Source organism: Amycolatopsis sp. H20-H5, from assembly GCF_035828755.1.
GTDB lineage: Bacteria > Actinomycetota > Actinomycetes > Mycobacteriales > Pseudonocardiaceae > Amycolatopsis.
In genome coordinates, this window is the sequence record NZ_JAYMZS010000043.1 from 41,576 (window position 1) to 67,130 (window position 25,555).

A 25,555-nucleotide genomic window follows, 5' to 3' on the forward strand; every position below is an offset into this window, starting at 1 on the left:
GGTCGGTACCGGGAAGGCACGTTTCTATACCACCACGACCGTTTCACACGTCCCCTGAAGGCCACCATGACAGCGTTAGACGCCGTGAAGGCTCCCATCAGGGCACACGGCAAGCTTCAGGCGGCTCTCCGGGGCTTTGCGGAGGATCCGCCAGCACAGGTAGATGCAGGCGCCCGCCGAGGGTGCGCCTCCCAGCAGCGTGGCCGCGATGCCGAGGGCGGTGAGCTGCCCGTGCAGGTAGAGCGGCAGCTGCACCGCCGTCGCGATGCCGCACTTCACCACGAATACCGCCGTGCACAGCTGGTAGCGCCGCCGCCAGGCCGGATCGCGCCGCCAGCCGAACCGTTCACCGCGCACTGCCCCGAGCACCAACCCGAGCACCGGCCACCCCACCAGCATGGACAGCAGGAACACCGCGCCCTGGCCCGCCTGGATGAGCACGGCGGGCAGATAGAAGTTGATCGCCTGCCCGGTACTCCCGGCCAGCAAGGCAGACCCCCCGACGATGGCCAGTCCGATCGCCGCCGACCAGTAACGCCGATCAGTCCACACCCGCACGCCCGCGAGCACCACCACGCCGCCGACCGCGATCAGGGCGGAGGTCCACACCTGGCCGGTCAGCAGATAGGCGACCAGGAACACCACCCGGGACGCGACGCCTTCGGCGACCGTGCGCCAACCGCCCACCACGCTGAACAACGACAGAGACTTCTGGGTCAGCACATTGAGGCTCATCTGCCTGCCTTCGCCGCGACAGAGGGGAAACTGGTGCGGCGCATGGTGTCCTCGTAGGCGCCGATCGCGTCGAGCAGGTCGAACCGACCGCGGGACGCTCCGGCCAGCGCCTCGCACAGCCACTGCGCATCCCGCATCGCCATGTTGCCACCGAAACCCGGGGCCAGGTGGATGGCGTCGCCGATGACCGTCACCGGACTGGCGGGCCAGGCAGGCATCGGCGGGATCATCCCGATCCGCAGCGCGGCCGTGACGTCCGGCCACGCCTCGGCGACGACCAACCGCAACGACGGGTGCAGGTCCGCGGCCAGCTCCTGGGCCCGGTGCCACACCGTGGCCGGTGAGCCGGTCGAACCGAGCCGCTCTTGCGTGCTGGGCAGGGCCCACATCACGTAGTCCTCGGCATCGGCGACGACCTGGGAGCCCAAGGCGGGCAACCACTCCTCCCGCGCGCTCACCGGCCGCTGGGTGAACCGCAGCACGCCCAGCGCCATCATCGTGCCGCCCACTCGCGCGCCGGCCGGACTGTCGCCGATCAGCCCCGGCAGCCCGGTACCGGCCACTGCTCGCAGCGGAGTCGCACCCATGACCATGCGTCGTCCCTTGTCGATCACCTGGACGTCCGGCAAGTACCGGCGGCGAACCGCCGAACCGATCCCGTCCGCGCCGACCAGTACGTCGGCCGTGTCCGTGCCGCCGTCGGCGAACCACACCCGGACCGTGCCGTCGGCACGCTGCTCGAACCGCGTGAACTCGGCACCGAATCGGACCACGTCGTCCAGTTCCGTCAGCAACGCCGCTCGGAGCAACGGCCGGTGGACCTGCCTGCCGGGTCGCGCCCGGCCCGCCATGCCGTCGGACGGCTGAGTGCCCGCGACAGTGAGCTCTCCCCCCACTTCGGTCAGCGTCAGGGTCTGCTCGCGCGGTCCTCCCATGGTGGCCTCCGCCATCGCGGCGTGCGCCGGGGGCAGGCACGCCCGCAGCGCCGCCGAGCCACGGTCGTCGACGTGCAGGCTCACGCCCTGCGGACGTCCCAGCGCGCCGTCCCGCTCGTACACCGCGACGTCCACCCCCGCCCGGCGGAGCCCATGGGCCAGCGTCAACCCACCAAGACCGGCGCCGATCACGATCACCCTCATTCCATCTCTCCCTTTTCTTCACCACCCGATGAAGAACACCCTACGGCGAGTCCGAGCAAAACTCCACCGAACGATGAAGAAAGGGTGTTAGGCTCCCTTGGTCATGACGAAACACGGCACCCACGCTCGCCCCGGACGCTGGCGGTCCGGCGCGGAGAGCAAGCAGCGGATCCTCCAGACGGCCCGCGAACTGTTCGGTCAGCGCGGCTACGGCGGCACGACCGTGCGCGCGATCGCCACCGCGGCGGGGGTCGACCCGGCGATGGTGTTCTACTTCTTCGGCACCAAACAGGGCCTGTTCGGCGCCGTCATGGACCTGTCCGGCGACGTCCCGCCCGCCATAGAGTCGATCTTCACCGGCAGCCCCGACGCCCTCGGCGAGCGCCTTGTCCGGACACTCGTGGAGAACCTCGACAACTCCGGCCGCACCCCGCTCATGATGCTGACCAGGTCGGCCCCGGCCGATGCGCAGTCCGAAGCGCTGATGCGCGAGTTCATCGACCGGGAGATCACCGACCGGGTCGAGGCGATGCTCGCCGTGCCGGACGCCGCACTGCGGGCGGCCATGGTCAACGCCCAGCTCCTCGGTCTCACGGTGGCGCGCTACATCCTGCGGATCGAACCGATCGCGTCATTGCCCGTCGACGACCTGGTCGGCAGGTTCGGTCCACTCGTGCAGCACTGCTTGACCGGACAGGCCGCACCATCGTGAGAGCCACGTGTCGAGAACGTGGCGCTGGCTCCGTCCCAGTGACACGAGCGGCCATGAGGGCCGCGAACACCATCCGTACGAGAAAGGACCGCCGCCATGGCCGTTGCCGATGATCTCGACCGCGCCACCGACTCGAAATGGGACTGGGTCGCCGAGCACACCCGTAAGTACCTGGCCTCGGGCGGCACCGAGGGGCACGAGTCGGACGGCGTGTACACCCTCGTGCTCGCTACGACCGGACGCAGGACCGGCGAGGCACGGCGCACCTGCCTGATCTACGGCACCTCGGGCGCCGACTTCGTCGTCGTCGCCTCCAAGGGCGGCGCCGACGAGGATCCGGCGTGGTTCAAGAACCTCCAGGCGGACCCGGGTGTCGGGGCACAGGTCGGCACCCGCCGGTTCACCGCCCGCGCGCGGGTCGCGTCCCCGGAGGAGCGCGAGACCCTCTGGCCCCGGATGGTGCGCATCTTCCCGTTGTACGACGAGTACGCGCAGAAGACCGACCGCGTGATCCCGATCGTCCTGCTCACCCCGCAGGACTGACCCCCGCCACCAAGACCCACGTGGGGACCGGTCCCGGCAGGGGGTCCTACTGTGCGGCGGAAGCACCTCGGCGATCAACGGCTTTCGGGACGAAGGAGTGTTCATGTTCGGACGTTCGGCCATAGCGGCGGCCGCGGGCGCGCTCGTGGTGCTCACCGGCACCGCTGAGGGCTCGGCCGCGGCTGACCGGCCATGTACGTCCGCGCAGGCCTGCCTTGGCAGTTTCACCCTCGCCGAGGGCGCCTCGATGCCCTACTACCGCAGCTTCCCCTTGGCCGGTTCGAGCGCGGCGACCCAGGCGGTGATCGTGGTGCACGGCACCGAGCGCAACGCCGCGAACTACTTCGATCGGATGGTCCAGGCCGCCCGCGACGCCGGTGCGGACTCGACCACCGAGATCATCGCGCCGCATTTCCAGATCGCCGAGGACAAGCCCGCCGCCCGGGAGGTGTCGTGGACCAACGGCGATGACACGTCGTGGAAGGACGGGGGCGACTCGGTGTCCCCGGCGGGCATCAGCTCGTTCACCGTGATCGACGAGATTCTGACCAAGCTCGCGGACAAGCAGCGCTTCCCGGCCTTGACCCGGATCACCCTGGCCGGGCATTCCGCGGGCGGCCAGTTCGTCCAGCGCTACGCCGTCGGCGGGGTGGCTCCCGCGCAGCTGCCGGGGGTGTCGTTCCGTTACGTCACCGCCAACCCGTCGTCGTATCTGTACTTCACGCCCGACCGGCCGGTCGGGACCGGCCTGCCCGGTTCGTGTCCGGCGTACGACGACTACAAATACGGCCTGAACCATCTCAACGCGTACCTGGGCGAGTTCACCGGCGACCAGTTGATCAAGCAGTACGTCACTCGTAAGGTGACGTACCTGCTCGGCGGCGGCGACGTTCATCAGGACCACGGGATCGACCAGTCCTGCGCCGCGGAAACCCAGGGCCACTACCGGCTGGTGCGCGGGCAGAACTACTTCTCCTCCATCGCGAAGAACTATCCGGCCGCGCCGCACGAGAAGGTCATCGTGCCCGGCGTCGGCCACGACAGCGGCGCGATGTTCGATTCGTCCCAGGGCCGGGCCGCGATCTTCGGCTGACCATCGGCCGCAGGCGGTGCTACGCCTGCGGCCTCGGCGAGCTACTTCGCCTTACTACCCGGTCGAACCACACGGTCGAACTATCCGGTCTTCAACGGCCCGGCGCTCCGGTAAGTGCTGACGACGATGCCGGACGGCAGTGCCGTGGTACCGGCCAACTCGAACGACCGGGCCGGGGTTCCTTCCGCGAAGAAGCGCTTTCCCGTGCCCAGCAGGACCGGATAGACGATCAGCAGGACTTCGTCCGCGAGCCCGTGTTCGAGCAGCGTCGAGGTCAGCGTGGAGCTGCCCGAAAGGACAAGGTCCGGGCCGTCCTCGGCTTTGACGCGGCGAACGCCCTCGGCGATGTCCGGTCCGAGGCCCTCGAACGGGCCCCATTCAAGACTTTCCGGACGGTGGGTCACGACGAATTTCTTTGCCGTGTTGAGGCGATCCGCCAGCGGGCCGCTCGGCGCCTTTGGCCAGGAGCCCGACCAGAGATCGTAGGTGCGGCGGCCCAGCAGCAGATCGAAGCTCTCGCCGTACGCGGCGAGGACCGTGTCCCGGCCCGTGGGAGTCCGATAGGGCACAGTCCAGTCGCCGTAAGGGAAATCGCCGTCTTCGGCGGTATGCTGGATCACCCCGTCCAGCGAGATGTGTTCCATGATTTTGAGTTTTCTCATGTGAGCCTCCGGGGTTGGGTCCTGTTCTGGGCGTGCGCGGTGGACGCGCCTCGTTCAGCCAGCACCGCGTCGAGTTGGGGCATCGCCGCGCGCAGCCCTTCTTCCATTCCCGGTGTCGTCCGCTCCATGGCTTCGACGCTGGAAAACCGGGTCACAATGGTCACGCGCGAGCCCGCCGGCGTGGCGTCGAAGGTGAACCTCATCGACGACGGCATGTCCTCGTCCTCGGCGTTGTCTTCGCCGTCGTGCGCCTCGAACGAGCTGATGGGATCCACCGCGGTGAACTTCCAGGAGCCGCTCCACTTCTCCCCGTTCCGATCGCCCATGAAGTACTCGGCGCGACCGCCCACTTTCAGGTCATGACGGGTGAACGTGGCGGGACAGGTGGGTGGTCCCCAAAAGCGCTCGAGTTGGCGCGGGTCGGCGAAAGCGTCCCACAGGCGTTGCCGCGGAACGGGATAGTCGCCCACGACGGTGAAGGTGAGCGTGGCGACGTCCCTGGTGACAGAGGTCAGCGGCACCGTCATTTTCCTTCCGGTAGAAGAATTTCGTCGAGCCGCGCCATGCGCTGGCGCCAAAGGGATTCATAGTGGTCGAAGAGCTCGCCGGCGCGCCGGAGCCGCGCTCGGTCGGTGGAGACCAGTTGCTCGCGACCGCGGGGCCGCTTCTGAACGAGACCCACGCGCTCGAGCACGGCGACGTGCTTTTGCACAGCGGCGAAGCTCATCTCGTAGCGCGCGGCAAGATCGGACACCGACGGCGTTTCCGTGAGCGACCGCGCCAGGATGTCGCGGCGCGTGCCATCGGCCAAGGCACGGAAGAGCCGGTTGAGCGACTCTTCGCTCTCTTCTCGAAGTACAACCATTAGGTTGTACGTTAGCCCGGTCCGATCACTTTCACAACCCTCGCCCGCCCCTCGAAGCCGCTCACCCTCCACAAAGGACGAAAAGTCTGCCCATTCGCCCGTTTCATACCGCCACGACCGTTTCGCGCGTGCCCCTGAAGGCCACCATGACAGCGTTAAACGCCGTGAAGGCTCCCATCAGGGCACACGGCAAACCTGGGGTGGCGGCTGAAGGGACGCGGCCCCAGGCGCCAAACTGGACGACACGACATCGGTTTCCGGACGCCTTCTTACGGCGTCGCGGACCGCTCAGGACTTCAGGAGGTCGTCCAGCTCGGCGGCGAACAGCAGGGCGGGGTCGAATCCCATTCCGGCGAAGTGCCCGGCGAGTTCGAGGGAAAGGGTGCCGTGGACCCTGGCCCAGAAAGACAGGGCCCGATGGAGGGTCGCGGCCGGGGCCGGGTGGCCATCGGCCCAGTCGCGGTGGTTTTCGAGGTGGGCGTCGAACGAGGTGGCCGGCCTGTCCAGTGACAGCGCGACGTGGGCGTCGATCAGGACCGCCATGATCTCGGTCGAGATCGTCGCGGTGTCTTCGGGGGCGTGGTAGCCGGGCACGGGCGTGCCGTAGAGGAGGAAGTACCGATGGGGGTCGGCCAGCGCCCAGTCCCGGATGGCGTGGGCCAGTCCGGCCGCGTCCGCCCCGGACTCGAAAGCCGCCCGGACCAGGTCGGCCAGGCTTCGGTAGGCGTCGCGGATGAGTTCGGTGAGCAACTCGTCACGGCTGGCGTAGTACCGGTACAGCGCGGGGCCGCTCATGCCCAGGCGTTTGGCGATCGCGTTGAGGGACAGCGCGGACACCCCCGTCGTGGCCAGTTGCTCCCACGCGTGTTGCTTGATCTCCGCACACACCTGGGCCCGATAGCGCTCCCGCGGGCTCTTTCCGTCCGTCTCGGTCATCAGCCACCCGTTCCCGGCCCCGCCGTCGAGGCCTGGTTAGACCCTATCACTTTCCCTATTGACACTCACGAAGGGTTAGCTATAGCTTCTAACTCTAGATATTAGCTCTAACAACGAAGGAGAGGGACCATGCGAAGCCCCCGTCACCGGTTCGGTGCCCGCGCCGCCCTGCTCGCGATCCCGCTGGCCGTCGCCGGTGTCCTCGGCGCCGCCGCACCAGCACAGGCAGCCACGGCAAGCCACCCCGCTTCGCTGACCTGCCAGGGAAAAAGCGTCGACCCCGCCGCCAGGATCCGGTACCGGACCGAGGCCGTGATCAAGGCGCCGCTGAGCACCGTCTGGAACCTGCAGACCACGGTGGAACGCTGGCCTTCGTGGCAGCCGCCCGTCACCGGCATGAAGCGCCTGGACCCCGGCCCGCTCCGGAAACACTCCCGGTTCCGGTGGACCACTCCGGCGCCCCCCACCGCCACGACCCCCGCGTCCACCCTGGTCATCACCTCGACCGTCCAGCAGGTTCAGCGCGACAAGTGCCTCCGCTGGACCGGGCCCGCGATCGGCGAAGGACTGCGCATCGACGAGGGCGTCCACGTCTGGAACTTCACCGCGGTCACCGGCGGTGTCCTCGTCCGCACTGAGGAGACCTGGACCGGCGCCCAGGTCGAAGGGGACGTGCCCACCTCCGTCTACTACCTGGGAACTGGTCTCGAAGCCTGGCTGAAAGACCTCAAGACCACCGCCGAAGCCCACCCCTGCGGCCGCTGACCCGAAGCCTCGACCTCCTGGAGGAGAACATGTCCACCCCCACACTCCGTCGTGACAGCCGATCGGCGACCATCATCGTCTCGGCCTGGGCCGTACCGGTCCTCGTCATCGGCCAGTTCGCCATGATGGCCGTCATTCCCGTCGTACTCGTGCTGGTCGGCACCCTGCGGACCACCCGCGGCCGAGCACTTCACTGGTGGGCGGGCGCCCTCACGCTGGCCTACGCCACCCCGCTGGCCGTCTGGGCGATCGGCCCCGACCGCGCACCCAGTCTCTCCAAGGACATGAGCCCGGTCCTCGCCGCGCTCATCGTCGCCGTGGCCATCGGGGTCGCGATCGCCCATCATCGCCTTGACAAGAAATCCGCAGCGTGAATCCTTCGTCGACGGCGCGATTTACCTTACCCGGCCACTTTTTCCACTGTCCGGAAAGGACTGTCGCGCGGCTCACCGTGAATCGCTCGCGGCCTCCCAGCCGAACCCGTCCGGGTCGGTGAACGGCCCGGCGGCACCGCCGAACGAGAGCCGGTGTGAGCCGGTGCCCTCTGGCGGGACCCCGACGTCCTTGGCCAGGGCGCGGCGGCCGTAGAGCGCCAGCTTGACGGGACTCTCGCCGGTGGCGAACTCGACGTACTTGCGCCCGAAACTCTTCGCCACGGGGAGGCCGCGGTCGACGTAGAACCGCTTGCTCGCGGCCACATCCGCGACTCCCAGCAGCAGTACGAGCTCGTCGATCTGCCGGGTGGCCGGGCCGCTGTCCTTCTTCGCCGAGGTCGCGATCTTGCAGATCGTCCCGTCCGGGGCCTGGACAACACCGCCGTAGCCCCAGAACGACTTCGCGGCGGGCTTCAGCGGCGTGGCACCGGCGTCGACGGCGGCGCCGATGAGGCCGCTGACGGTCGCGGGCTGGGCCACCGTGAGCGACAGGCTGAACCCGCGGAAGCCGGTCGTCGGTGCTTCCGAGGGCCGCAGGCGCAGCTGAGTGTCCAAACCGAACGCGGCGGTGTAGAACTGCCGGGCGGCCGTGGGATCGGCCACGTCGAGGGTGACGGATTCGATGAATGCCATGGCAGTCACCCTAGGTTCGGCTCGAGGGCCGGCGCTTCTCGATTCCTGATCGGTCTCGTCGCTCCCCCGGCTCACTCGCCGCGCGTGCGCCGCCCGCGTGACCTACTGTCGCGGTGCCGAGCACCGCCCGCCGAACTGTTGGAGGATCCATGACAGACCTGCAAGTGGTCGCCGTGATCACCGCGAAGCCCGGATCGGAGGAGATCGTGCGCGACGCCTTGACCACACTCGCCGGGCACACCCTCGGCGAGGCGGGCTGCCAGGCCTACGCCCTGTTCGAATCCGAAGCCGCGCCCGGCACCTTCGTGACCACCGAGACCTGGCTGGCGCAGGCCGACCTCGACGCCCATCTCCGGACCGACCACCTCCAGGCGGCGCTCGCGACCACCGACGGGCACCTCGCCGCCCCGCCCGCCATCCACCCGCTCCGCCCGATCAGCGGCTGAGCGGCACCACGCGCACTGACGAACCCCACTCGCGGGAAAGGGACTACCGACGTCCTCGCGACTGGGGTTCTTTAGTGCGTTTGAAAAAGCTCGGTGTTTGAAAAAGCCTGGCTTCGATCGCCGCGACAGAGGAAGGAGGAGCTACCACTCCCTTCCCCCTTCAACTTATAGCGCACTGGGGGGCTTGCCGCAAGACCCGGGTTGTGCCGCAGAATCACCGGCCTGAGCCAGGAACTGCGGCTGAACTCGAGAAACGGGGAGTGACCAAGTGCGTGTGGTGTTGTCGACGTATGGGTCGCGTGGGGACGTCGAACCGGTGGTGGGACTCGCGGTGCGGTTGCGGGAACTCGGTGCCGAGGCGCGGGTGTGCGCGCCGCCCGACTTCGCGGAGCGGCTGGCCGGGGCCGGCGTGCCGATGGTGCCGGTCGGCCGGTCGGCGCGCGCGCTGACGGCCGCGCCGCCGCGGCCGTCGTCCCTGCCCGAGCGCGCGGCCGAGGTGATCGCCGACCAGTTCGCCGCGGTCACCGCGGCGGCGCGGGGCTGTGACGTGCTGGTGGCGACCGGCATGCTGCCCGCCGCGGCCGGTGCGCTGTCGGTGGCCGAGAAACTGGGCATCCGGTCGGTGTCGGTGACGTTCCAGCAGCTCACCCTGCCGTCGCCGGGCCACTCGCCGCTGGCGTACCCGGGCCGTCCGCTGCCGCCGGGGGTGACGGACAACCGGCTGCGGTGGGAGCTGGACGCCGAGAACGTCAACGCGCTGTTCGGCGAGGCGCTCAACACGAACCGGGTGGCGAACGGCCTGCCCCCGGTCGACGACGTCCGGGGATACGTCGTCGGCGATCGGCCGTGGCTGGCTTCGGACCCGATCCTGGACCCGTGGCACCGGACGCCGGACCTCGACGTCGTGCAGACCGGCGCGTGGATCCTGCCGCACGAACAGCCGCTCCCGGACGAGCTGGAAGCGTTCCTGGACGCCGGCCCACCACCGGTGTACGTGGGCTTCGGCAGCATGGCCATGCACGCCCAGAAGGAGACCGCCCAGCCGGACGTCGCCAAGGTGGCCATCGAGGCGATCCGGGCGCAGGGCCGCCGCGCGGTCGTGCTCCGCGGCTGGGCCGGACTGGCCCTGATCGACGAGCGGGACGACTGCTTCGCCGTCGGCGAGGTCAACCAGCAGGCACTGTTCGCGCGGGTGGCCGCCGTCGTGCACCACGGCGGCGCGGGTACCACGACGACGGCCGCCAGGGCAGGCGCGCCTCAGCTGGTGGTGCCGCAGCTGGCGGACCAGCCCTACTGGGCGGGCCGGGTGGCCGCGCTGGGCATCGGGGCGGCACACGACGGTCCGGCTCCGACCTTCGAGTCCCTCTCGGCCGCGCTCAGCGCGGCACTGAGCCCCGAGACCCGCGCACGCGCGACCGCGGTGGCCGGGACGATCCGCACCGATGGGGCGACGGTGGCCGCGCAGCTGCTGCTGGACGCGGTCAGCCGGGAAAAGCCACCGGTGTCCGGTTGCTCGTCGAACAGTCAATCCAGTACAGGCAAAGGGGAATCTCCATGGTTGACGTGATCGTGGCAGGCGGCGGACCGACCGGCGTCATGCTGGCCAGTGAGCTGCGGCTGCAAGGCTTGCGGGCGCTCGTGCTGGACAAGGACCTGGAGCCGACGCCGGTGGTCCGCGCGCTCGGCATCCACGCGCGCACTGTCGAGGTGATGGACCAGCGCGGCCTGGTGGAGCAGTTCCTCGAACTCGGCAAGCAGCATCCGGTCGGTGGCTTCTTCGCCGGAATCACCCAGCCCGCGCCCGAGCTGGACACCAGCTATCCCTTCGTCCTCGGCATCCCGCAGCCCGTCACCGAGCGGCTGCTGACCGAGCACGCCCTCGAACTCGGCGTCGAGATCCGGCGCGGCCGCGAACTGGTCGGGCTCAGCCAGGACGACGACGGGGTGACCGCCGAGCTGGCCGACGGCACGCGGCTGCGCGCGGGGTACCTCGTCGGCTGCGACGGTGGCCGCAGCACGGTGCGCAAGCTGCTCGGCATCGACTTCCCCGGCGAGCCCAGCACGGTCGAAACGCTGCTGGGCGAGGTGGAGCTGACCGCGTCACCGGAGACGATCAACGCCGTGAACGCCGAGGTCCGCAAGACGCAGTTGCGGTTCGGCGCCGGGCACCTCGGGAACGGGGTGTACCGCGTCGTCGCGCCCGCCGAAGGGGTGGCCGACGACCGCTCGGTCCCGCCGACTCTCGAGGAGCTGAAGCGGCAACTGCTGGCGACCGCGGGCACCGACTTCGGCGTGCACTCGCCGCGCTGGCTCTCCCGGTTCGGCGACGCCACCCGGCTGGCCGAGCGCTACCGGGCCGGGCGGGTGTTGCTGGCGGGCGACGCGGCGCACATCCACCCGCCGATGGGCGCGCAGGGCCTCAACCTCGGTGTGCAGGACGCGTTCAACCTCGGCTGGAAACTGGCGGCCACGATCAAGGGCTGGGCGCCGGCGGGACTGCTGGACACCTACGAGACCGAGCGGCGCCCGGTGGCCGCCGACGTGCTGGAGAACACCCGCGCGCAGACGGTGCTGATGGCCACCGAGGCGGGTCCGCGGGCGGTGCGGCGGCTGATGGCGGAGCTGATGGACTTCCCGGAGGTGAACCGGTACCTGCTCGAGAAGATCATCGCGGTCGGGATCCGCTACGACTTCGGCGAGGGCCACGAACTGCTCGGCAAGCGGCTGCGCGACGTCGTTTTGAAGCAGGGACGGCTCTACGAGCTGATGCGGACCGGTCGCGGGCTGCTGCTCGACCAGACCGGCGGGCTCTCGGTGGCGGGGTGGGCAGACCGGGTCGACCATGTCGTCGACGTCAGCGAGGAACTGGCCGTGCCCGCGGTGCTGCTGCGACCGGACGGCCACGTCGTCTGGGCCGGGGAAAACCAGGCCGAACTGCTGGGTGAAATGCCGAAATGGTTCGGCGAACCCGTCAGCTGAAAGCGCGTGGCGCCAGGGGCTTGACAAGGGGTGGACAATAAAAAATCGACGTGTAATCCCTGGAACAAAAAGTGAAACAAAGGAATACCCGTCGAACCTAATTTCAGTTTAAACGCTGTGAGGGGCCTGTGTCAACTCAGGGGTACGAAGAGGAATTACGGTCCGAGCGGAGTTACGTGGCCGGGCTCTACGCGCGGCTCGACGCCGAGCGCGCGCGGGTGAAAGGTGAGTACGACGCGGCGTTGGGGGGAACCGGCGGGACGCCGATGGAACGGGACGTCCGGGTGCGTGCGTCGGCGAAGGAGGCGAGGCGGCTGGACGTCGCGGACAACGGGCTGTGTTTCGGCCGGTTGGACACCCTTTCGGGCGAACATTCGTACGTCGGCCGGATCGGCCTGTTCGACGACGAGAACGAGTACGAACCGGTGTTGCTGGATTGGCGGGCACCGGCGGCTCGCGCTTTCTACGTCGCCACCGGCGCGACCCCGGAGAACATGCGGCGGCGGCGCCAGTTCCACACCCGCGGGCGTCAGGTGTCCGGGTTCACCGACGAGGTGCTCGGCCGCCCCGGTGACGAGCGGTCCGGGGGGTCGACCCCCCAGGAATATCGCGGCGAGCAGGCGGACGCGGCGCTGCTCGCGGCGGTCAACGCGCCGCGGGGTGAGGGGATGCGCGACATCGTCGCGACGATCCAGGCCGAGCAGGACGCGATCATCCGGCTCGATCATCCGGGCGTGCTGGTGATCGAGGGCGGCCCCGGCACCGGGAAGACCGTGGTGGCGCTGCACCGCGTCGCGTACCTGCTCTACACCCAGCGGGAGCGGATGGAGCGCCACGGGGTGCTCGTGGTCGGGCCCAACCCGGCGTTCCTGAACCACATCGGCCGCGTGCTGCCCTCGCTGGGCGAGTCCGAGGTGGTGTTCATGACCCCCGGCGATCTCGTGCCCGGGTTGAGTGTCACCGCCGAGGACGCGCCGGAAACCGTACGGCTCAAGGGTTCGCTGAAGGTCCTGGACGTGCTCGCGGCGGCGATCGCCGATCGGCAGCGGCTGCCGGAGCAGCCGCTGCCGATCGTCCTGTCCGACGTCACGGTGCGGATCGACGCCGGGATCGCGGAGTGGGCCATCCAGGAGGCCCGCTCGAGCGGGCTGCCGCACAACGAGGCCCGCGCGGTGTTCACCGAGATCATCACCTGGGCGCTCACCGAACGGGCGATACCCCGGATCGGCAAGGGCTGGCTGACCCGGGACGACCGCCAGGCCTGGGAGGAGCTGCGGGCGGAGCTGCTCAAGGAGCTCGCCGAGGACGAGACGTTCACCGCCGCGCTCACCGAACTCTGGCCGATCCTGACGCCGGAAACGCTGTTGGCACCGCTGTTCTCCTCCCCAGAGCGGCTCCGCGCGGCAGGCGCCGACCAGGCGCTGCTGCGCACCGACGGCGACGCCTGGACGGTGTCGGACATACCGCTGCTGGACGAACTGGCCGACCTGCTGGGCCGCGACACGGTGGCCGACCAGGCCGCCAAGCAGGCCGCCGAGCGGGAGAAGCGGGCCGAGGCCGAGTACGCCGCCGGTGTGCTGGACAGCCTCAAGCTGGACCGCGAGGAGATGGACGAGGACATCCTGCTGTCCGCCGAAAACCTGCTCTACAGCGAGGACCTGGCGGATCGCTTCGAGGAGCACGACACCCGTGAACTCGTCGAGCGCGCCGCCGCGGACCGGGACTGGACCTACCGGCACGTCGTGGTCGATGAGGCCCAGGAACTGTCCGAAATGGACTGGCGGGTGCTGATGCGGCGGTGCCCCGGCCGGTCCTTCACGGTGGTCGGCGACCTCGCCCAGCGCCGGTCGGCGGCCGGGGCGACCTCGTGGGCCACGATGCTGGAGGCGTACGTGCCCGGCCGCTGGGTCTACCGGTCGCTGACGGTGAACTACCGCACCCCGGCGGAGATCATGGCCGTCGCGGCGGCGCTGCTCGCCGAGTTCGCGCCGGGGGTCCGGCCACCGGAGTCGGTCCGCGCGTGCGGCGTCCAGCCGTGGTCCAGGCGGGTCGCCGGGGACGAACTTCCTGCCGCCATCGAGGACTTCGTCCGGGACGAGGGCGGTCGTGAAGGCACCAGCGTGGTGATCGGGCCGCCGGGGGTGCCGGGCGCGGTGGTGGCGTCGGAGACGAAGGGGCTGGAGTTCGACGCCGTCCTGGTCGTGGACCCGGCACGGATCCTCGCCGACGGCCCGCGCGGCGCGGCCGAGCTCTACGTCGCCCTCACCCGTGCCACCCAGCGCCTCGGCGTCCTGCACCAGGGCCCGCTGCCGGAGGTCCTGACCGGACTCGCCGAAACCCCGGCCCCCGCCGGTGCCGGGAATCGACCGGCGGCGTAGCGACTCACGGACGGGCCGTCCCTGAGCTAAGGGACGGCTCGTCCGCCGGTCAGTAACCGTGACCCGCTTTCGCCAGCGCGGTGAGTGCCCGGCCCACCTCGTGCACCGCGGGTGCCCTGAGCAGCTCGAAATGCCCGTCACCGAGCCGCTCGACCGACAGCCGCTCGCCCACCAGGCACCGCCAGTCCTCGACCTGGCCCGCCGTGAGCTCCCCCAGCAGCAGCAGCGCGCGGACGTCGGTGGGGTCGCGCCGCTGATAGCCCGCGAGCAGCCGCAGCTGCCGCCGATACTGGACGAGCCACTCCGCGAGCCAGTCCGCCGACACCTCCTCCCCGGCCCGGCCCAGCCCGGCGGACAGCAGCGCCAGGCCGAGCCCGTCGTCCGCGCCGACGTCCAGCAGGACCGGCCGGTACCCGCGCAGCGCGAACGACTCGAAGAGGAACTCCGCGAACTCCCCGACCCCGCCGGGGTGGGGAACGGCGTCGTGGCGGCTGGGCGGCGGGCTGTCGATCAGGACCAGACCGGGCCGGTGCCCGGCGGCGCGGCCGGTGCGCCGCCGCACCGCGGCCAGTCCGACGAGCCCGCCCATCGACCAGCCGCCCAGCAGGTCCGGCTCGGCGTGGCGCCCGCGCAACGCGGCCAGGTACCACTCGCTCATCTCCTCGACGGACTCCGCGTGCGGAGCGTCGTCGCAGGCGGTGATGGTCCACGAGGACGGCAGTGCCGCGACCAGCTCCCGATACGCCGCCCCGGCCCCGGTGCCCGGGTAGTAGAGGTGCAGGTGCGGACGTCCGGCGTCCCGCAGCACCACCAGCTCCGGCGTCACCTCCGCCACGGGCGCGGGCACCTTCGGCGGCTCGGCGGTTTCGGCCGGTGCCGTGGCCTCGGGCACGCTGAGCCGACCGGCGGCCAGTCCGTCACAGGTGGCGAGGACCTCCGCCACCACCCGGTCGAGCCCCGGCCCGTCGAGCGCCGCCGGTTCGGCGCGGACCAGCAACTCGGCGCGGGAGCCGGTGCGCAGCAGGGTGCCCCGCACGAACCGCGCCGGGGCGTTCGCCAGCTCCCGCGCCGCCTGCTCGTGCAGGGTGTCGTCGCGCTCGGCCCAGCACACCCGGGTGAGCCGGGACGGCAAATGCCCGCTCAGGACGAAGCTCCACGCGCGTTCCAGCGCGTCGACCTGATCGGCCGCGGTCAGCGCGACCCGGCGGATCCGCGCCCGCTCGGTCAAGACCGCCGCCGCAGGCTCGCCGGGCGGATGTCCGGCCACACCTCGGCGATATGCGCCAGGCAGCGTTGTTCCCCGCCCTCGAAACCCTCGTCCCGCCAGCCCGGCGCGTTTTCCCGTGCGGCGGGCCAGATCGAATACTGCTCCTCGGCGTTGACCACCACCTTGAACACCGGTTCCATGGTCGGTCCTCCCTCACTCAACGGGACAGGTCCGCCGGCTGGGCGGAGTCGTCGTGGTCCGGCAGGTCGGTTTCCAGCTCGCGGACGCTCCTGGTGAACGCCGCGGCCACCGCGCACACCGCGCCGATGGTCCCCGCCAGCAGGAAGATCAGCGCCATTCCGGCGCCCTGGCCCGTGCCGACAAGCGGGCCGAACACCGCAGCCAGGCCGCCGCCGGGCCGCATCCCCGGCGTCAGGTAGTGGTCGGCGAGCGGCCCGGCGATCGCGAACCCGATGGGCAGCGCCAGGTTCTCGAACAGCTGCGTCGCGGCGAAGACTCGCCCGCGTACTCCGGCGGGCACTTTCCGCTGCCAGATCGCCTGGCTGTACCCCTCGACGAACGGCACGGTCAGCCACGCGAAGAACCACGCCGCGGCCCAGACGATCAGCGTGGTCCCGAGCCCGACGGCGATCTGCCCGAGCAGGCTGAACGCGAGGATCCCGCCGATCACGAACGGCATCTTCGCCGCCGGGGCCCGCAGGCGCGTCAGCACGAGCGCGCCGCACACCCCGCCGACGGCGCCGACCGACTGCACGACACCGAGCTGGAGCTGGTCGTCGCCGGTGCGCGCGAGGATCATCGGGATCAGCACGACGAAACCCATCGACGAGGTCAGGCCGACCACGGTGTTGAGCGCCAGCAGGCCGGTCAGGCCGCGCCGGTGGGCGATGTAGCGGAAACCCGCCGTCCATTCGCGCCACCAGGAGGCGACCTTCTCCCCGTCGCGCGCTGGTTTCGACGGCAGGCGGACCAGGAAGACCGTGCCGATCGCGACCAGATAGGACAGCACGTCGACCAGCAGGACGGCGTTGATCGGGAAGAGCCCGAGCAGCACGCCCGCGAGCGCGGGGGCGGCGATGGCCGGGAGCGAGCGGACGAGCGAGAGCATCCCGTTCGCCCTGGCGTACTGCTCTTTCGGCAGCAGGTCCGCGACGGTCGAGGCGTAGGCCGGGAACTGGAACGCCAGAAACGCCCCGGTCACCGTGTTCGTGATGACGAGCTGCCAGAGCTGCACGTGCCCGCCAAGGAACAGCAGCAGCATCACCCCGGTCGCCACCGCCGAACCGACATCGCTCAGCATGATCGTGAGCCGCCTGCTCAGCCTGTCGATGAGCACCCCGGCGAACGGGCTGCACACCACTGTCGCCCCGAAGGCGCAGAACGTCAGCAGGGCGAGCGCCGACGCCTGCCCGGTTTCGCGCCACACCCAGATGGCGAGCACGAAGTTCGTCATCCGGGTGCCGACCGCGGAGAGCACCTGTCCCACCCACAGCACGGAAAACGCTTTCAGCCCGGTCAGCTGCCGCGGCCCGGCCACCTCAGGCCTCCTCGCCCGTCCGGGACGGGACCAGCGACCCGAGCTCCCGTTCCGGCGCCGCCACGGCGGCGGTCAGCACCTCGCGCAGATCGGCCGCCAGCCGCCGTATCGTGCCCGGTTCGAACAGCGCGCTGTCGAACTCGGCGACGCCACGGAGCCCTTCGGGCACCGAGATGAGCGAGACGGTCAGGTCGAACTTGCTGGTGCCGGTGTGGCCCTGCACCTGTTCGCAGGTCACGCCCGGCAGTGCGAGCAGCTCGTTCTCTTTCTCCAGCACCACGAAACACACCTGGACCAGCGGGTGGTGATCGAGGTTCCGTGGTGTCCGCAGGGTTTCGACCAGCACCTCGAACGGAGTGTCCTGAGCGGACTGTGCGGCGAGCGTCACCTCCCGCACCTGCGCGAGCAGCTCGGCGAACCGCATCCGGGCCGACGGCCGCACCCGGAGCACGACCGTGTTGACGAAGAACCCGACGAGGTCCTCGGTCTCGAGGCTGCTCCGGCCCGAAACCGGGGCGCCGACGAGGATGTCCTCGCGACCGGTGTAGTGGTACAGCAGCACTTCGAACGCGGCTAGCGCCGTCATGAACGGCGTCACCCGGTGCGCGGCGGAAAACCGCTCGACCTCCTCGCGCAGATCCACCGGCCAGTGGAAAACCTCCTGCCCGCCTTCGTGGCTCTCCACAGCGGGACGTGGATGGTCCGTGGGCAGGGAAAGCAGGCCGGGCGCTCCGGCGAGCCCGCCGGTCCAGTACTGGAGCAGCCGCGCACGGCCCGCCAGTTCGGCGGCTTCCTGCCGCCGGGCCGCGTCGGCGAAGCGCGCCGGTGGCGGCCCGAGGTGCGGCTCACGCCCGTCGATCAGCGCGTCGTAGGCCTCCCCCAGTTCACGCAGGATGATCGCCAGGCTCCAGCCGTCGCAGACGAGATGGTGCAGCGTCAGCAGGAAGACGTGCGAGTGCTCGCCGTCGGTGAGCAGTCCCGCGCGCAGCAGCGGCCCGCGCCGGAGGTCGAACGGGAGCCGCGCCTGGTCGTCGAGTGCCGCGGCGAGCTCGCCGGGCAGGTCACGGACCGTCCACGGGGTGGGGATCGACGGCAGCACCGCGTAGAACGGCTCGCCATCGAAGTCGAAGAAGACCGTCCGGAGCATCTCGTGCCTGCGGACCACTTCCCCGAGCGCGTCCCGCAGGGCGTCCCCGTCCACCTCCCCGGTCAGCCGGAACGCGTAGGGGACGTTGTAGATCGGCAACTCCGCGTCGAGCGAGCAAAGGAACCAGAGCCGTCGCTGCGCCGACGACAGCGCGTACACGCCGAACTCGTGCCCACGCCCGCGCAGCAGCTCGAGCGCGGCGCGGCGGCGTGGCGCCGGGAGAGCTTCCAGGCGGCCGACGACGTCCGGCACACCGGTCATTCGGCCTCCTCGCCGGGCAGCAGCACCGCGTCGAGCAGGCTTTCCAGCCCGGCGACGGGATCCGGCGGCGGTTCGCCGGGACCGGGCTGCCCGAGCAGCTCGTCGACAGCCACCGCGAACGCCTTCACCGTCGGGTTGGCGAACAGCAGCCGCAACGGCACGTTCACGCCGAAGGCCGCCTTCACCCGCGACGCCACCCTGGTGACCTTGAGGGAATGCCCGCCCAGCACGAAAAAGTCGTCGTCATCCGCGAGCTCGGGGACGTCGAGCACCTCCTGCCAGATGGCCGCGACCCGCGCGCGGGTGGAGGGTCCGGAACCCGCTTCCCGGCGGAGCACGGGCGGGGGTTCCGGTTCGGCCACGACGACGGCGGGCACTTCGACCTCGGCGGCAACGGGCACGAGCGGCGCGGGGACCAGCGGCGCCGACCGCAGCCGGTCGATCTCCGCCGCGAGGGACGCGGGCGTCGGGTTCCGGAAGACCGCGCCCAGCGGGAGATCCATCCCGAACATCGTCCTGACGCGGGCGACGAGCGCGACGGCGCGGAGCGAATCACCGCCGAGACGGAAGAAGTCGTCGTGCACGCTCATCCCCGCCACCCCGAGGACGCCGGTCATCAGCGCGTCGAGCCTGCCCTCGGTGGGCGTGCGCGGCTCGACTTTTTCCGCACTGGCGCTCACCGAGGGCATGAGCTCCCGCAGCGCCCGGGTGTCCAGCTTGCCGTTCGCGTTCAGCGGCAGCGCGGGCACCGGGACGAACAGCCCGGGGACCAGGTAGACCGGCACCTGGTCGCGCAGGAACTCGCGCAGGCCCGCGAGGTCGGGCACGGGCACGGCCGAAACCAGGTAGGCCACCAGCAGCTGATCGCCCCCGGCGTCGACGTCGACCTGGACGGAGACCTCCTTCACCTGTCCCGAAAGGAGAATCGCCGCTTCGACCTCGCCGGGCTCGACCCGGAAGCCGCGGATCTTGACCTGCCGGTCCGCCCGGCCGAGGAACTCGATCGCGCCGTCGGCGCGGTACCGGGCGAGGTCGCCGGTCCGGTACAGCCGCGCCCCCGGCGTCCCGCCGAACGGGTCGGGGACGAACCGCTCCGCGGTCAGCGCGGTCTGCCCGAGGTAGCCACGCGACACCCCGTCGCCCCCGACGAACAGTTCGCCCGCCACCCCGGCGGGCACCGGCTGCCAGTACTGGTCGAGCACGTAACAGGTCGTGTTCGCCAGCGGGAAGCCGATCGGGACGTGCTGCTCGGCGGCGGCGAGGTCGTTGGTCCGGTACGCGGTGGCGTTGACCGTGGTCTCGGTCGGGCCATAGGGGTTGATCAGGTTTTCCGGCGGGCCGTTCGCGAGGATCCGGCGGTGGGTGTGGAAGTCCGCCTGCTCACCACCGGACTGGAAGTACCGCAGGGAGGCGAAGGTGTCCGGCGCCTCGGCCACGAGCTGCTTCATCAGGGCGGCGGGCAGGAACATCATGTCGATCTCGTTGTCGATCAGCTGCCGCCGCAGCCGGTGCGGTTCGAGCAGGTCCGCCTTGCGGAGACCGACCAGCCGCGCGCCGTTCAGCAGCGCGCCCCAGGTCTCCAGCGTGGTCGCGTCGAAGGAGATGTTGGAGCCCTGCGCGACGCTGTCGCCCGGCGCGAACCGGGTGTAGGTGATGCCCAGCACCGTGCGGGCGATGTTGCGATGGGTGACCGCGATCCCCTTCGGGCGGCCGGTCGACCCCGAGGTGAACATGACGTACGCGAGCTGATCCGGCTCGGCGCCGGTGTCGAGCCGGTCCACCGGCTCGTCGTCGATCGACGGCTCGGCGTCGACCAGCACCCGCCGGACGCCGGGGGTCACCGGCGAGTCGCCTGCCTCGGCGTGGGACAGCAGGATCTCGACGTCGGCGCTCTCGCACATCATCGCGAGCCGGTCGGCCGGATAGGACGGGTCGAGCGGCACGTACGCCGCGCCCGCCTTCAACGTCGCGAGCGCCGAGACGACCCATTCGGCGGAGTAGCCGAAGTGCAGCCCGATCCTGGTTTCCCGGCCCGCGCGCAGCTTGCGCAGATGGCGGGCGAGCTGGTTGGCCCTGCTGTCGAGCTCCACGTAGGTGTACGCCGTGCCTTCCCAGCGCAGCGCGGGAGCCTGCGGGGTGCGGTCCGCCCACTGCTCGAACAGCTCATGCACGGTGGTGTGGCGGGGAAAGGCGACCGCGGTCCGGTTCCAGCCGTACAGGATCCGTTCCCGCTCGTCCCCGCCGACGAGCGCGGAACCCGACAGGTGGGCGTCGGGCTCCGCGGCCATCGTCCGGAGCAGGCGGAGCACCCGCTCCGCGACGACGTCCACGTCCTCGCGCGCGAACAGCTCCTCCTGGAAGGACAACACGCCTTCGAGCGAGTCCCCGTCCCGCACCCGGAGTTCGAGGTCGTAAGGCGAGCGCGAGATTTCGACGACGCGGGCGTCGAAGGTGACACCGGCGATCGTGCGCGGTTCCCGCGCCGCGGGCTCGCCGCCGGTGAGGACCTGGAACAGCGGGTGCATCGACAACTGCGCCTGCGGGCTGGCGAACTCGATCAACCGGCTCAGCGGAACCTCACGGTGTGCGGCGACCTCGCGCAGCCCGTCCCGGACCAGCCCGACGACCTCGCGCCAGGTCGGGTCGTAGGGCAGCCGCAGCCGCAGCGGGAGCGCCTCGGTGAACGGGCCGACGGCGTCGGGCCTCCCGGCGTCACGCAGGTCCACCGGTACGCCGAGGACGAGATCCTGGGTGCGGACCTCGCGGTGCAACAGGATCGCGAACGCGGCGGCGACGACAGTGGTGACGTCGGTTTCCTCCGCCGCGGCGAGCTCGCGCAGGTTCCCGGCGACCGAGCGCCGGACCGCGAACCCGGCCCGGCCGGTGGCCTGGGTGCCCAGCTCGGGGCGGGAACGCCTGCCGGGCAGGGAAAGAGGGTCCGGCAGGTCGGCGACGACCCGCTTCCAGAAGTCGGCGCTGCCGTCGAGCCCGGACGGCGGGTCTTCGGCGCACGAACCATCGGCCGGGCCTCGGTCCGGCAGGCCGCCCGCCGCGAAGGCGCCATAGGCGGCCGCGATCTCGTCGCCGAGGAGTTCGGCCGAGCGCCGGTCGGCGGCGATCCGGTGGACGACGACGAGCAGTTCGTGGTCGTACCGGCCGAGCCGTGCCAGCGAGCACCGGATCGGTGACTCCGCCAGGTCGAACGGCCGCCGCAGCGTGTCTTCGGTGAGCCGCGCCAGCCTGCCCGCGCGCCCGGCGGCGGGCAGCGCGCGCAGGTCCTCGGTGAGGATCGGCTCGCGCGGCCCGGTCACGACGTCCGCGACCAGCCCGCCGTCGCGGAACGAGAAGACCGTGCGCAGGACCTCGTGCCGCTCGACGACGGTGTCCAGTGCGCGCTCGACCAGGGCGAGGTCCACCGGTCCGTGGATCCGCACGGCGAGCGCGTGATGCTGCGCGGAGGAATCCACCGCGAGCTGATCGAGAAACCAGATCCGTTCCCGGCGAACACCCGCCGGCCGTCCGCTGGACACCACGTGGCCCACTCCCCCACTCACGCGCCCCGACCAAGTACGTCCGGGCAAAATGGACACCCCTACCGGGCCGTCACGCCCCCGTGTCCGGTAGGGAAGGAGGATAGGCAGGCGCGCCCCCTCGGGACTTGAACATTCCTGTCCAACAGCCCGGAAACGCCGGTCAGGGATGCCGTTTCCGGCGCTGCTGCTCCGGCGGGGCGGGGACCATGGTCTCCACCGGGTCGAGCGTGACCAGCCCGTCGACGAACAGCCCGTCGAGCTGCGGGAGGAATTCGCGCACGCGCTCCTCGGTGTCGATGACGATCACCATGGACGCCATCCCGTCGGACAGGGACAGGATGCCCAGCGTGTGGATCCGTGAGCCCGCCCCGAATCCGGCGACACCGCGCAGCACCGTCGCGCCAGCCAGCCCGCAGTCGTGCGCGCGGCGCACGATCTCGTGCGCGACCGGCTTGTGATGCCAGAGATCTTCGCCGACGAACACGGTCAAGCGCATCATCTGCCCAGCCATGGCCATGGGTCCCTTCCGTTTCCGTGCGGCCGGGGCTCAGCCCCCGCCGGTGCTCCGGCCCCGCTGATCCTCGGCTCCCGATTGTTCGGCCTCTCCGAACAAAACGATACCCAGCGAGACGGCTTTTTTCACCGCACCCATTCTGGAAACAACCCCCAGTTTGGTGTAGGTATTCGTCAGATGCCTTTTCACGGTACCCTCCGAAATGAACAGTTCATGCGCTATCTCGGAATTCTTCATACCGACCGCGACGAGGAGCATGACTTCTCGTTCACGCCGCGAAAGCAAGCGCTGATTGGCGCCGTTTATCCCTTCGAGTGTCGCGCGGGAAACCGACACCAGCACATGCCCGGAGTCACGATGAGCGGCGCGCAGCGTGACCAGCAGCTCGTCCCTGGTCGCACTCCTGAGCACGTACGCGTGCGCCCCCGCGACGATCAGGCTGCCCACCAGCCGCGGGTCGTCGTGGGCGATCACGGTGACCAGTTTCGAGGCGGGCGAGGCCGCGAGCAGGCCCCGCATACTGGTGGTCGCGTGGGCACCGCCGAACTCGCCGTCCAGCAGGATGACGTCCGGTTTGACCCGGCCAGCCAGCAGGGTCGCCTCCCGGCCGAACCCGCTGCCGCCGACCACCTCGAGGTCGGGCTCGGCGGAGAGCACCTCCGTCATGCCCTGCCGGGACAGCTGCTGGTTGTCGATCACCACGATGGTGATGACGCCCGGATCGTCCCTCATCGCCCGCCCGCCCCACGGCCCGGCGAATACCGGATGAACCGGTGTGCCGGAGAGAAAAGAATCAAGCCCCACACCCCATATTCATACGATTCCGCACCCAGAACCACTTTCCAGTGTGACACAGCCAACATCCCATCACAAGGCTGTTCACCCACTGACATAAGGCTACGACTTTGTGAGTAGCCCGTTCGAGTAATGCGTTCAACGCCATTCAACCGGATAAACGGCGGTTACGATCTTCGCGCGAGATGATAAGATCCGCCGGTGACCGCACCCCTGATTGGCTCCATCGAGGTCCTGGCATTCGACATCTTCGGGACCACCGTCGACTGGCGCGCCAGTATCGCGGAGCACGTGCGCGCGGTCGCCGCCGACCGCGGCGCGGAGCTCGACGCGGGCGCGTTCGCGGACGCGTGGCGCGACCACTACCTGCCCTCGATGGCGCTCGTCCGCTCCGGCTCGCTTCCCTGGACCTCGCTCGACGAGCTCCACCGGCGCTCGCTGGACGAGCTGCTCGACCAGTTCGCGGTCGCGTCGTCGTTCGACGAAGCGGCACGCCGTCGCCTGGTGCGGGCGTGGCACGACCTGCGGCCCTGGCCCGAAGCCGGGGCCGGCCTGGAGCGGCTGAGGAGCGGTTACGTCACCGTGGCACTGTCCAACGGCGGTTTCGCGCTGCTCACGCGTCTGGTCAAGAAGGCGGGCCTGCGGTTCGACGCCATCCTGTCCGCCGAACTCGCGCGCCAGTACAAGCCGTCTCCCGAGCCGTACCAGACCGCCGCGCGGCTGCTGGACGTCCAGCCGGAGCGGATCCTCATGGTGGCTTCGCACAACTGGGACCTCGCCGGCGCGCGCCAGGCCGGGCTGCGGACGGCGTTCGTCGAGCGAGCGGGCGAAAAGGGCCCGCTTCGGCAAGCCGACCGGCCCGGCGGCGAAGCCGAGATCGTGGCGGCGGACTTCCTCGACCTCGCGACGAAGCTCGGCTGCTGACGCGCGCCGAGTCCCTTCCCGGCAAAGATCTTCAAGCGCCCGGCGTGTCACCCGATCGATACTGGATCGCAGTAGCCGAAGGGGTGCCATGAGTCTTGTGCTGTACGGGTTCGTCGTCCTGGTCTGGGGCCTGACCTGGATCGCCATCAAGTACCAGCTCGGCGAAGTGCCGATGGCCGCGTCGATCTGCTACCGGTCGCTGGGGGCGGCGCTCCTGCTGCTGGGCTACGTGGCGATCCGGAAGCTGCCGATGAGGTTCGGCCCGCGCGACCACCTGCGCATGGCGCTCATCGGCACCCTGATGTTCTCGGTCAACTACCTGTTCCTCTACGCCGCCGAGCAGCACATCCCGTCCGGACTGGTCGCGCTCGTGTTCGCCATGACACTGCCGCTGAACGTCGTCAACTCGGCGATCTTCCTCGGGCGCCGCGTCCAGCGCACCGTGCTGGTGGGCGGGGTAGTCGGCCTGTCCGGCATGGCCATGGTCTTCTGGGTCGACCTGGCAGGCTTCAGCCTCACCAACACGACCACGCTGGGGGTGATCGAAGCCTTCTGCGCCGCGCTGTGCTTCTCGCTGGGCAACATCGTCTCGGACCGGACACAGGAAGCCGGGGTGCCGATCGTGCAGAGCGAGGCGTACGGACTCCTGTACGGGAGCCTGATCCTCGCCGTGGTCGCGGCGTTCAACGGCGGATTCGCCTTCGACACCGGGCTGCCGTACGTCGCGGCCCTCACCTATCTGATCGTCTTCGGGTCGATCGTCGGCTTCGGCCTCTACCTCTCGATCATCGGCCGGATCGGCGCGCAGCGGGCGGGCTACGTGACGGTGCTCTTCCCGATCGTCGCGCTGCTGGTGTCCACCTTCGTCGAGGGCTACTCCTGGACCGGCTACGCGCTGGCGGGCGCCGTGCTGATCGTGGTGGGCAACGCGCTGGTCAACACCCGGCCGGAAACACTGCGGAGACTGCTCTTCCGCGGGGGCGCCCCGGAGCCGAGCCCGGACGTCGAGGATCGGCTGGTGGACCAGGGGTCCGGCAGCGGGACGGTGAGATGAGGATGTCCTCCTGGCTCAGCCGCGCGCTGCGGGGCGTGCGCGCACCGCTCGACCGGCAGCTCGACCTGTGGGACCGCTACGTCCTGAGCCCGGCCGCCGGGCAACCGGACGAGAACCTGCACTGGGTGCCGACCCCCCACGGCCCCCGGCTGCGCGGCGACTACCTGCCCGGCACCCGCCGCCCCTAGCGAGCGCGTCGTCGGGACAGTTGCCCCTGAAGGCCACCTTCACGGCGTAAAACG

General features: G+C 70.2%; 26 protein-coding genes. 12 read left to right on the forward strand and 14 right to left on the reverse strand.

Translation table 11 applies throughout. The annotated features are described in order from the left end of the window. Positions 1–75: 75 nt before the first annotated feature. Both QMK34_RS23470 and QMK34_RS23475 read right to left on the reverse strand, forming a co-directional pair. Positions 76–735 (reverse strand): DUF3159 domain-containing protein, encoded by a 660-nt coding sequence (locus QMK34_RS23470; RefSeq protein ID WP_326416407.1) that lies wholly within the window; start codon positions 733–735, stop codon positions 76–78. After that, positions 732–1,874, reverse strand: coding sequence for an FAD-dependent oxidoreductase (locus tag QMK34_RS23475; RefSeq protein ID WP_326416410.1), 1,143 nt, complete (start codon positions 1,872–1,874; stop codon positions 732–734). The genes QMK34_RS23470 and QMK34_RS23475 overlap by 4 nt, the downstream gene beginning before the upstream one ends. A 103-nt stretch (positions 1,875–1,977) precedes the next feature. Here QMK34_RS23475 and QMK34_RS23480 point away from each other — a divergent pair, with 103 nt between their 5' ends. The 3 genes from QMK34_RS23480 (at position 1,978) to QMK34_RS23490 (ending at position 4,222) form a co-directional block, all read left to right on the forward strand. Continuing rightward, positions 1,978–2,586 (forward strand): TetR/AcrR family transcriptional regulator, encoded by a 609-nt coding sequence (locus QMK34_RS23480; protein ID WP_326416411.1) that lies wholly within the window; start codon positions 1,978–1,980, stop codon positions 2,584–2,586. 96 nt (positions 2,587–2,682) lie between these two features. Further along, entirely contained in the window at positions 2,683–3,129 is a 447-nt protein-coding gene (locus tag QMK34_RS23485; protein WP_326416413.1) for a nitroreductase family deazaflavin-dependent oxidoreductase, read from the forward strand. A 103-nt stretch (positions 3,130–3,232) separates the two neighbouring features. Then, a complete protein-coding gene (locus tag QMK34_RS23490; protein ID WP_326416414.1) occupies positions 3,233–4,222 on the forward strand; it encodes a hypothetical protein in 990 nt (329 codons plus the stop codon). A gap of 80 nt (positions 4,223–4,302) precedes the next feature. On the opposite strand, the gene QMK34_RS23495 is transcribed toward QMK34_RS23490, so the two are convergent. The 4 genes from QMK34_RS23495 to QMK34_RS23510 all read right to left on the reverse strand — a co-directional run bounded on the left by QMK34_RS23495 (position 4,303) and on the right by QMK34_RS23510 (position 6,685). Then, complete coding sequence (locus QMK34_RS23495; protein WP_326416415.1) at positions 4,303–4,884, reverse strand: dihydrofolate reductase family protein; 582 nt, start codon at positions 4,882–4,884, stop codon at positions 4,303–4,305. Continuing rightward, a complete protein-coding gene (locus QMK34_RS23500) occupies positions 4,881–5,411 on the reverse strand; it encodes an SRPBCC family protein (RefSeq protein WP_326416417.1) in 531 nt (176 codons plus the stop codon). The genes QMK34_RS23495 and QMK34_RS23500 overlap by 4 nt, the downstream gene beginning before the upstream one ends. Next, positions 5,408–5,749 carry an ArsR/SmtB family transcription factor gene (locus tag QMK34_RS23505; RefSeq protein WP_326416418.1) on the reverse strand — a complete coding sequence of 114 codons (342 nt, stop codon included), beginning with the start codon at positions 5,747–5,749 and terminating at the stop codon, positions 5,408–5,410. The genes QMK34_RS23500 and QMK34_RS23505 overlap by 4 nt, the downstream gene beginning before the upstream one ends. A gap of 288 nt (positions 5,750–6,037) precedes the next feature. Next, positions 6,038–6,685: a TetR/AcrR family transcriptional regulator gene (locus QMK34_RS23510; RefSeq protein ID WP_326416419.1), complete on the reverse strand. Its 648-nt coding sequence runs from the start codon at positions 6,683–6,685 to the stop codon at positions 6,038–6,040. A 129-nt stretch (positions 6,686–6,814) separates the two neighbouring features. On the opposite strand from QMK34_RS23510, the gene QMK34_RS23515 reads away from it, so the two are divergent. Continuing rightward, the gene (locus tag QMK34_RS23515) at positions 6,815–7,450 is read left to right on the forward strand and encodes an SRPBCC family protein (protein WP_326416421.1); all 636 of its coding nucleotides are present in this window, start codon (positions 6,815–6,817) and stop codon (positions 7,448–7,450) included. Positions 7,451–7,479: 29 nt separating this feature from the next. Then, positions 7,480–7,824, forward strand: coding sequence for a hypothetical protein (locus QMK34_RS23520; RefSeq protein ID WP_326416422.1), 345 nt, complete (start codon positions 7,480–7,482; stop codon positions 7,822–7,824). A 72-nt stretch (positions 7,825–7,896) separates the two neighbouring features. Here QMK34_RS23520 and QMK34_RS23525 read toward each other — a convergent pair whose 3' ends face one another. Then, positions 7,897–8,517 (reverse strand): glyoxalase, encoded by a 621-nt coding sequence (locus QMK34_RS23525; RefSeq protein WP_326416423.1) that lies wholly within the window; start codon positions 8,515–8,517, stop codon positions 7,897–7,899. Between the two features lie 149 nt (positions 8,518–8,666). Between QMK34_RS23525 and QMK34_RS23530 the strand changes: the two genes are divergently transcribed. The 4 genes from QMK34_RS23530 to helR all read left to right on the forward strand — a co-directional run bounded on the left by QMK34_RS23530 (position 8,667) and on the right by helR (position 14,320). Next, the gene (locus QMK34_RS23530) at positions 8,667–8,963 is read left to right on the forward strand and encodes a putative quinol monooxygenase (protein WP_326416424.1); all 297 of its coding nucleotides are present in this window, start codon (positions 8,667–8,669) and stop codon (positions 8,961–8,963) included. Positions 8,964–9,231: 268 nt separating this feature from the next. Then, positions 9,232–10,530: a glycosyltransferase gene (locus tag QMK34_RS23535; protein WP_326416425.1), complete on the forward strand. Its 1,299-nt coding sequence runs from the start codon at positions 9,232–9,234 to the stop codon at positions 10,528–10,530. Then, positions 10,518–11,942: a rifampin monooxygenase gene (gene rox, locus QMK34_RS23540; protein ID WP_326416426.1), complete on the forward strand. Its 1,425-nt coding sequence runs from the start codon at positions 10,518–10,520 to the stop codon at positions 11,940–11,942. Before QMK34_RS23535 ends, rox begins: the two co-directional genes overlap by 13 nt. A gap of 128 nt (positions 11,943–12,070) precedes the next feature. After that, the gene (gene helR, locus QMK34_RS23545; protein ID WP_326416427.1) at positions 12,071–14,320 is read left to right on the forward strand and encodes an RNA polymerase recycling motor ATPase HelR; all 2,250 of its coding nucleotides are present in this window, start codon (positions 12,071–12,073) and stop codon (positions 14,318–14,320) included. Positions 14,321–14,369: 49 nt separating this feature from the next. On the opposite strand, the gene QMK34_RS23550 is transcribed toward helR, so the two are convergent. From QMK34_RS23550 to QMK34_RS23580, 7 genes are all read right to left on the reverse strand, one after another. Beyond that, positions 14,370–15,587 carry a thioesterase domain-containing protein gene (locus QMK34_RS23550; protein WP_326416428.1) on the reverse strand — a complete coding sequence of 406 codons (1,218 nt, stop codon included), beginning with the start codon at positions 15,585–15,587 and terminating at the stop codon, positions 14,370–14,372. Then, positions 15,545–15,727, reverse strand: a complete 183-nt coding sequence (locus tag QMK34_RS23555) for an MbtH family protein (protein WP_326416429.1) — start codon at positions 15,725–15,727, stop codon at positions 15,545–15,547. The genes QMK34_RS23550 and QMK34_RS23555 overlap by 43 nt, the downstream gene beginning before the upstream one ends. 17 nt (positions 15,728–15,744) lie before the next feature. Then, entirely contained in the window at positions 15,745–17,085 is a 1,341-nt protein-coding gene (locus QMK34_RS23560; RefSeq protein WP_326416430.1) for an MFS transporter, read from the reverse strand. Position 17,086: 1 nt separating this feature from the next. Continuing rightward, positions 17,087–18,493 carry a condensation domain-containing protein gene (locus QMK34_RS23565; RefSeq protein ID WP_326416431.1) on the reverse strand — a complete coding sequence of 469 codons (1,407 nt, stop codon included), beginning with the start codon at positions 18,491–18,493 and terminating at the stop codon, positions 17,087–17,089. Continuing rightward, complete coding sequence (locus QMK34_RS23570; RefSeq protein ID WP_326416432.1) at positions 18,490–22,023, reverse strand: non-ribosomal peptide synthetase; 3,534 nt, start codon at positions 22,021–22,023, stop codon at positions 18,490–18,492. Before QMK34_RS23570 ends, QMK34_RS23565 begins: the two co-directional genes overlap by 4 nt. A gap of 163 nt (positions 22,024–22,186) precedes the next feature. After that, positions 22,187–22,537 (reverse strand): DUF190 domain-containing protein, encoded by a 351-nt coding sequence (locus QMK34_RS23575; RefSeq protein ID WP_442785194.1) that lies wholly within the window; start codon positions 22,535–22,537, stop codon positions 22,187–22,189. 36 nt (positions 22,538–22,573) lie between these two features. Beyond that, complete coding sequence (locus QMK34_RS23580) at positions 22,574–23,344, reverse strand: response regulator transcription factor (RefSeq protein WP_326416434.1); 771 nt, start codon at positions 23,342–23,344, stop codon at positions 22,574–22,576. 192 nt (positions 23,345–23,536) lie between these two features. Between QMK34_RS23580 and QMK34_RS23585 the strand changes: the two genes are divergently transcribed. From QMK34_RS23585 to QMK34_RS23595, 3 genes are all read left to right on the forward strand, one after another. Then, entirely contained in the window at positions 23,537–24,259 is a 723-nt protein-coding gene (locus QMK34_RS23585) for a haloacid dehalogenase type II (protein WP_326416435.1), read from the forward strand. A gap of 88 nt (positions 24,260–24,347) precedes the next feature. Continuing rightward, the gene (locus tag QMK34_RS23590) at positions 24,348–25,313 is read left to right on the forward strand and encodes a DMT family transporter (protein WP_326416436.1); all 966 of its coding nucleotides are present in this window, start codon (positions 24,348–24,350) and stop codon (positions 25,311–25,313) included. A 2-nt stretch (positions 25,314–25,315) separates the two neighbouring features. Further along, positions 25,316–25,501 (forward strand): hypothetical protein, encoded by a 186-nt coding sequence (locus QMK34_RS23595; RefSeq protein ID WP_326416437.1) that lies wholly within the window; start codon positions 25,316–25,318, stop codon positions 25,499–25,501. The last annotated feature ends 54 nt before the right edge of the window (positions 25,502–25,555 follow it).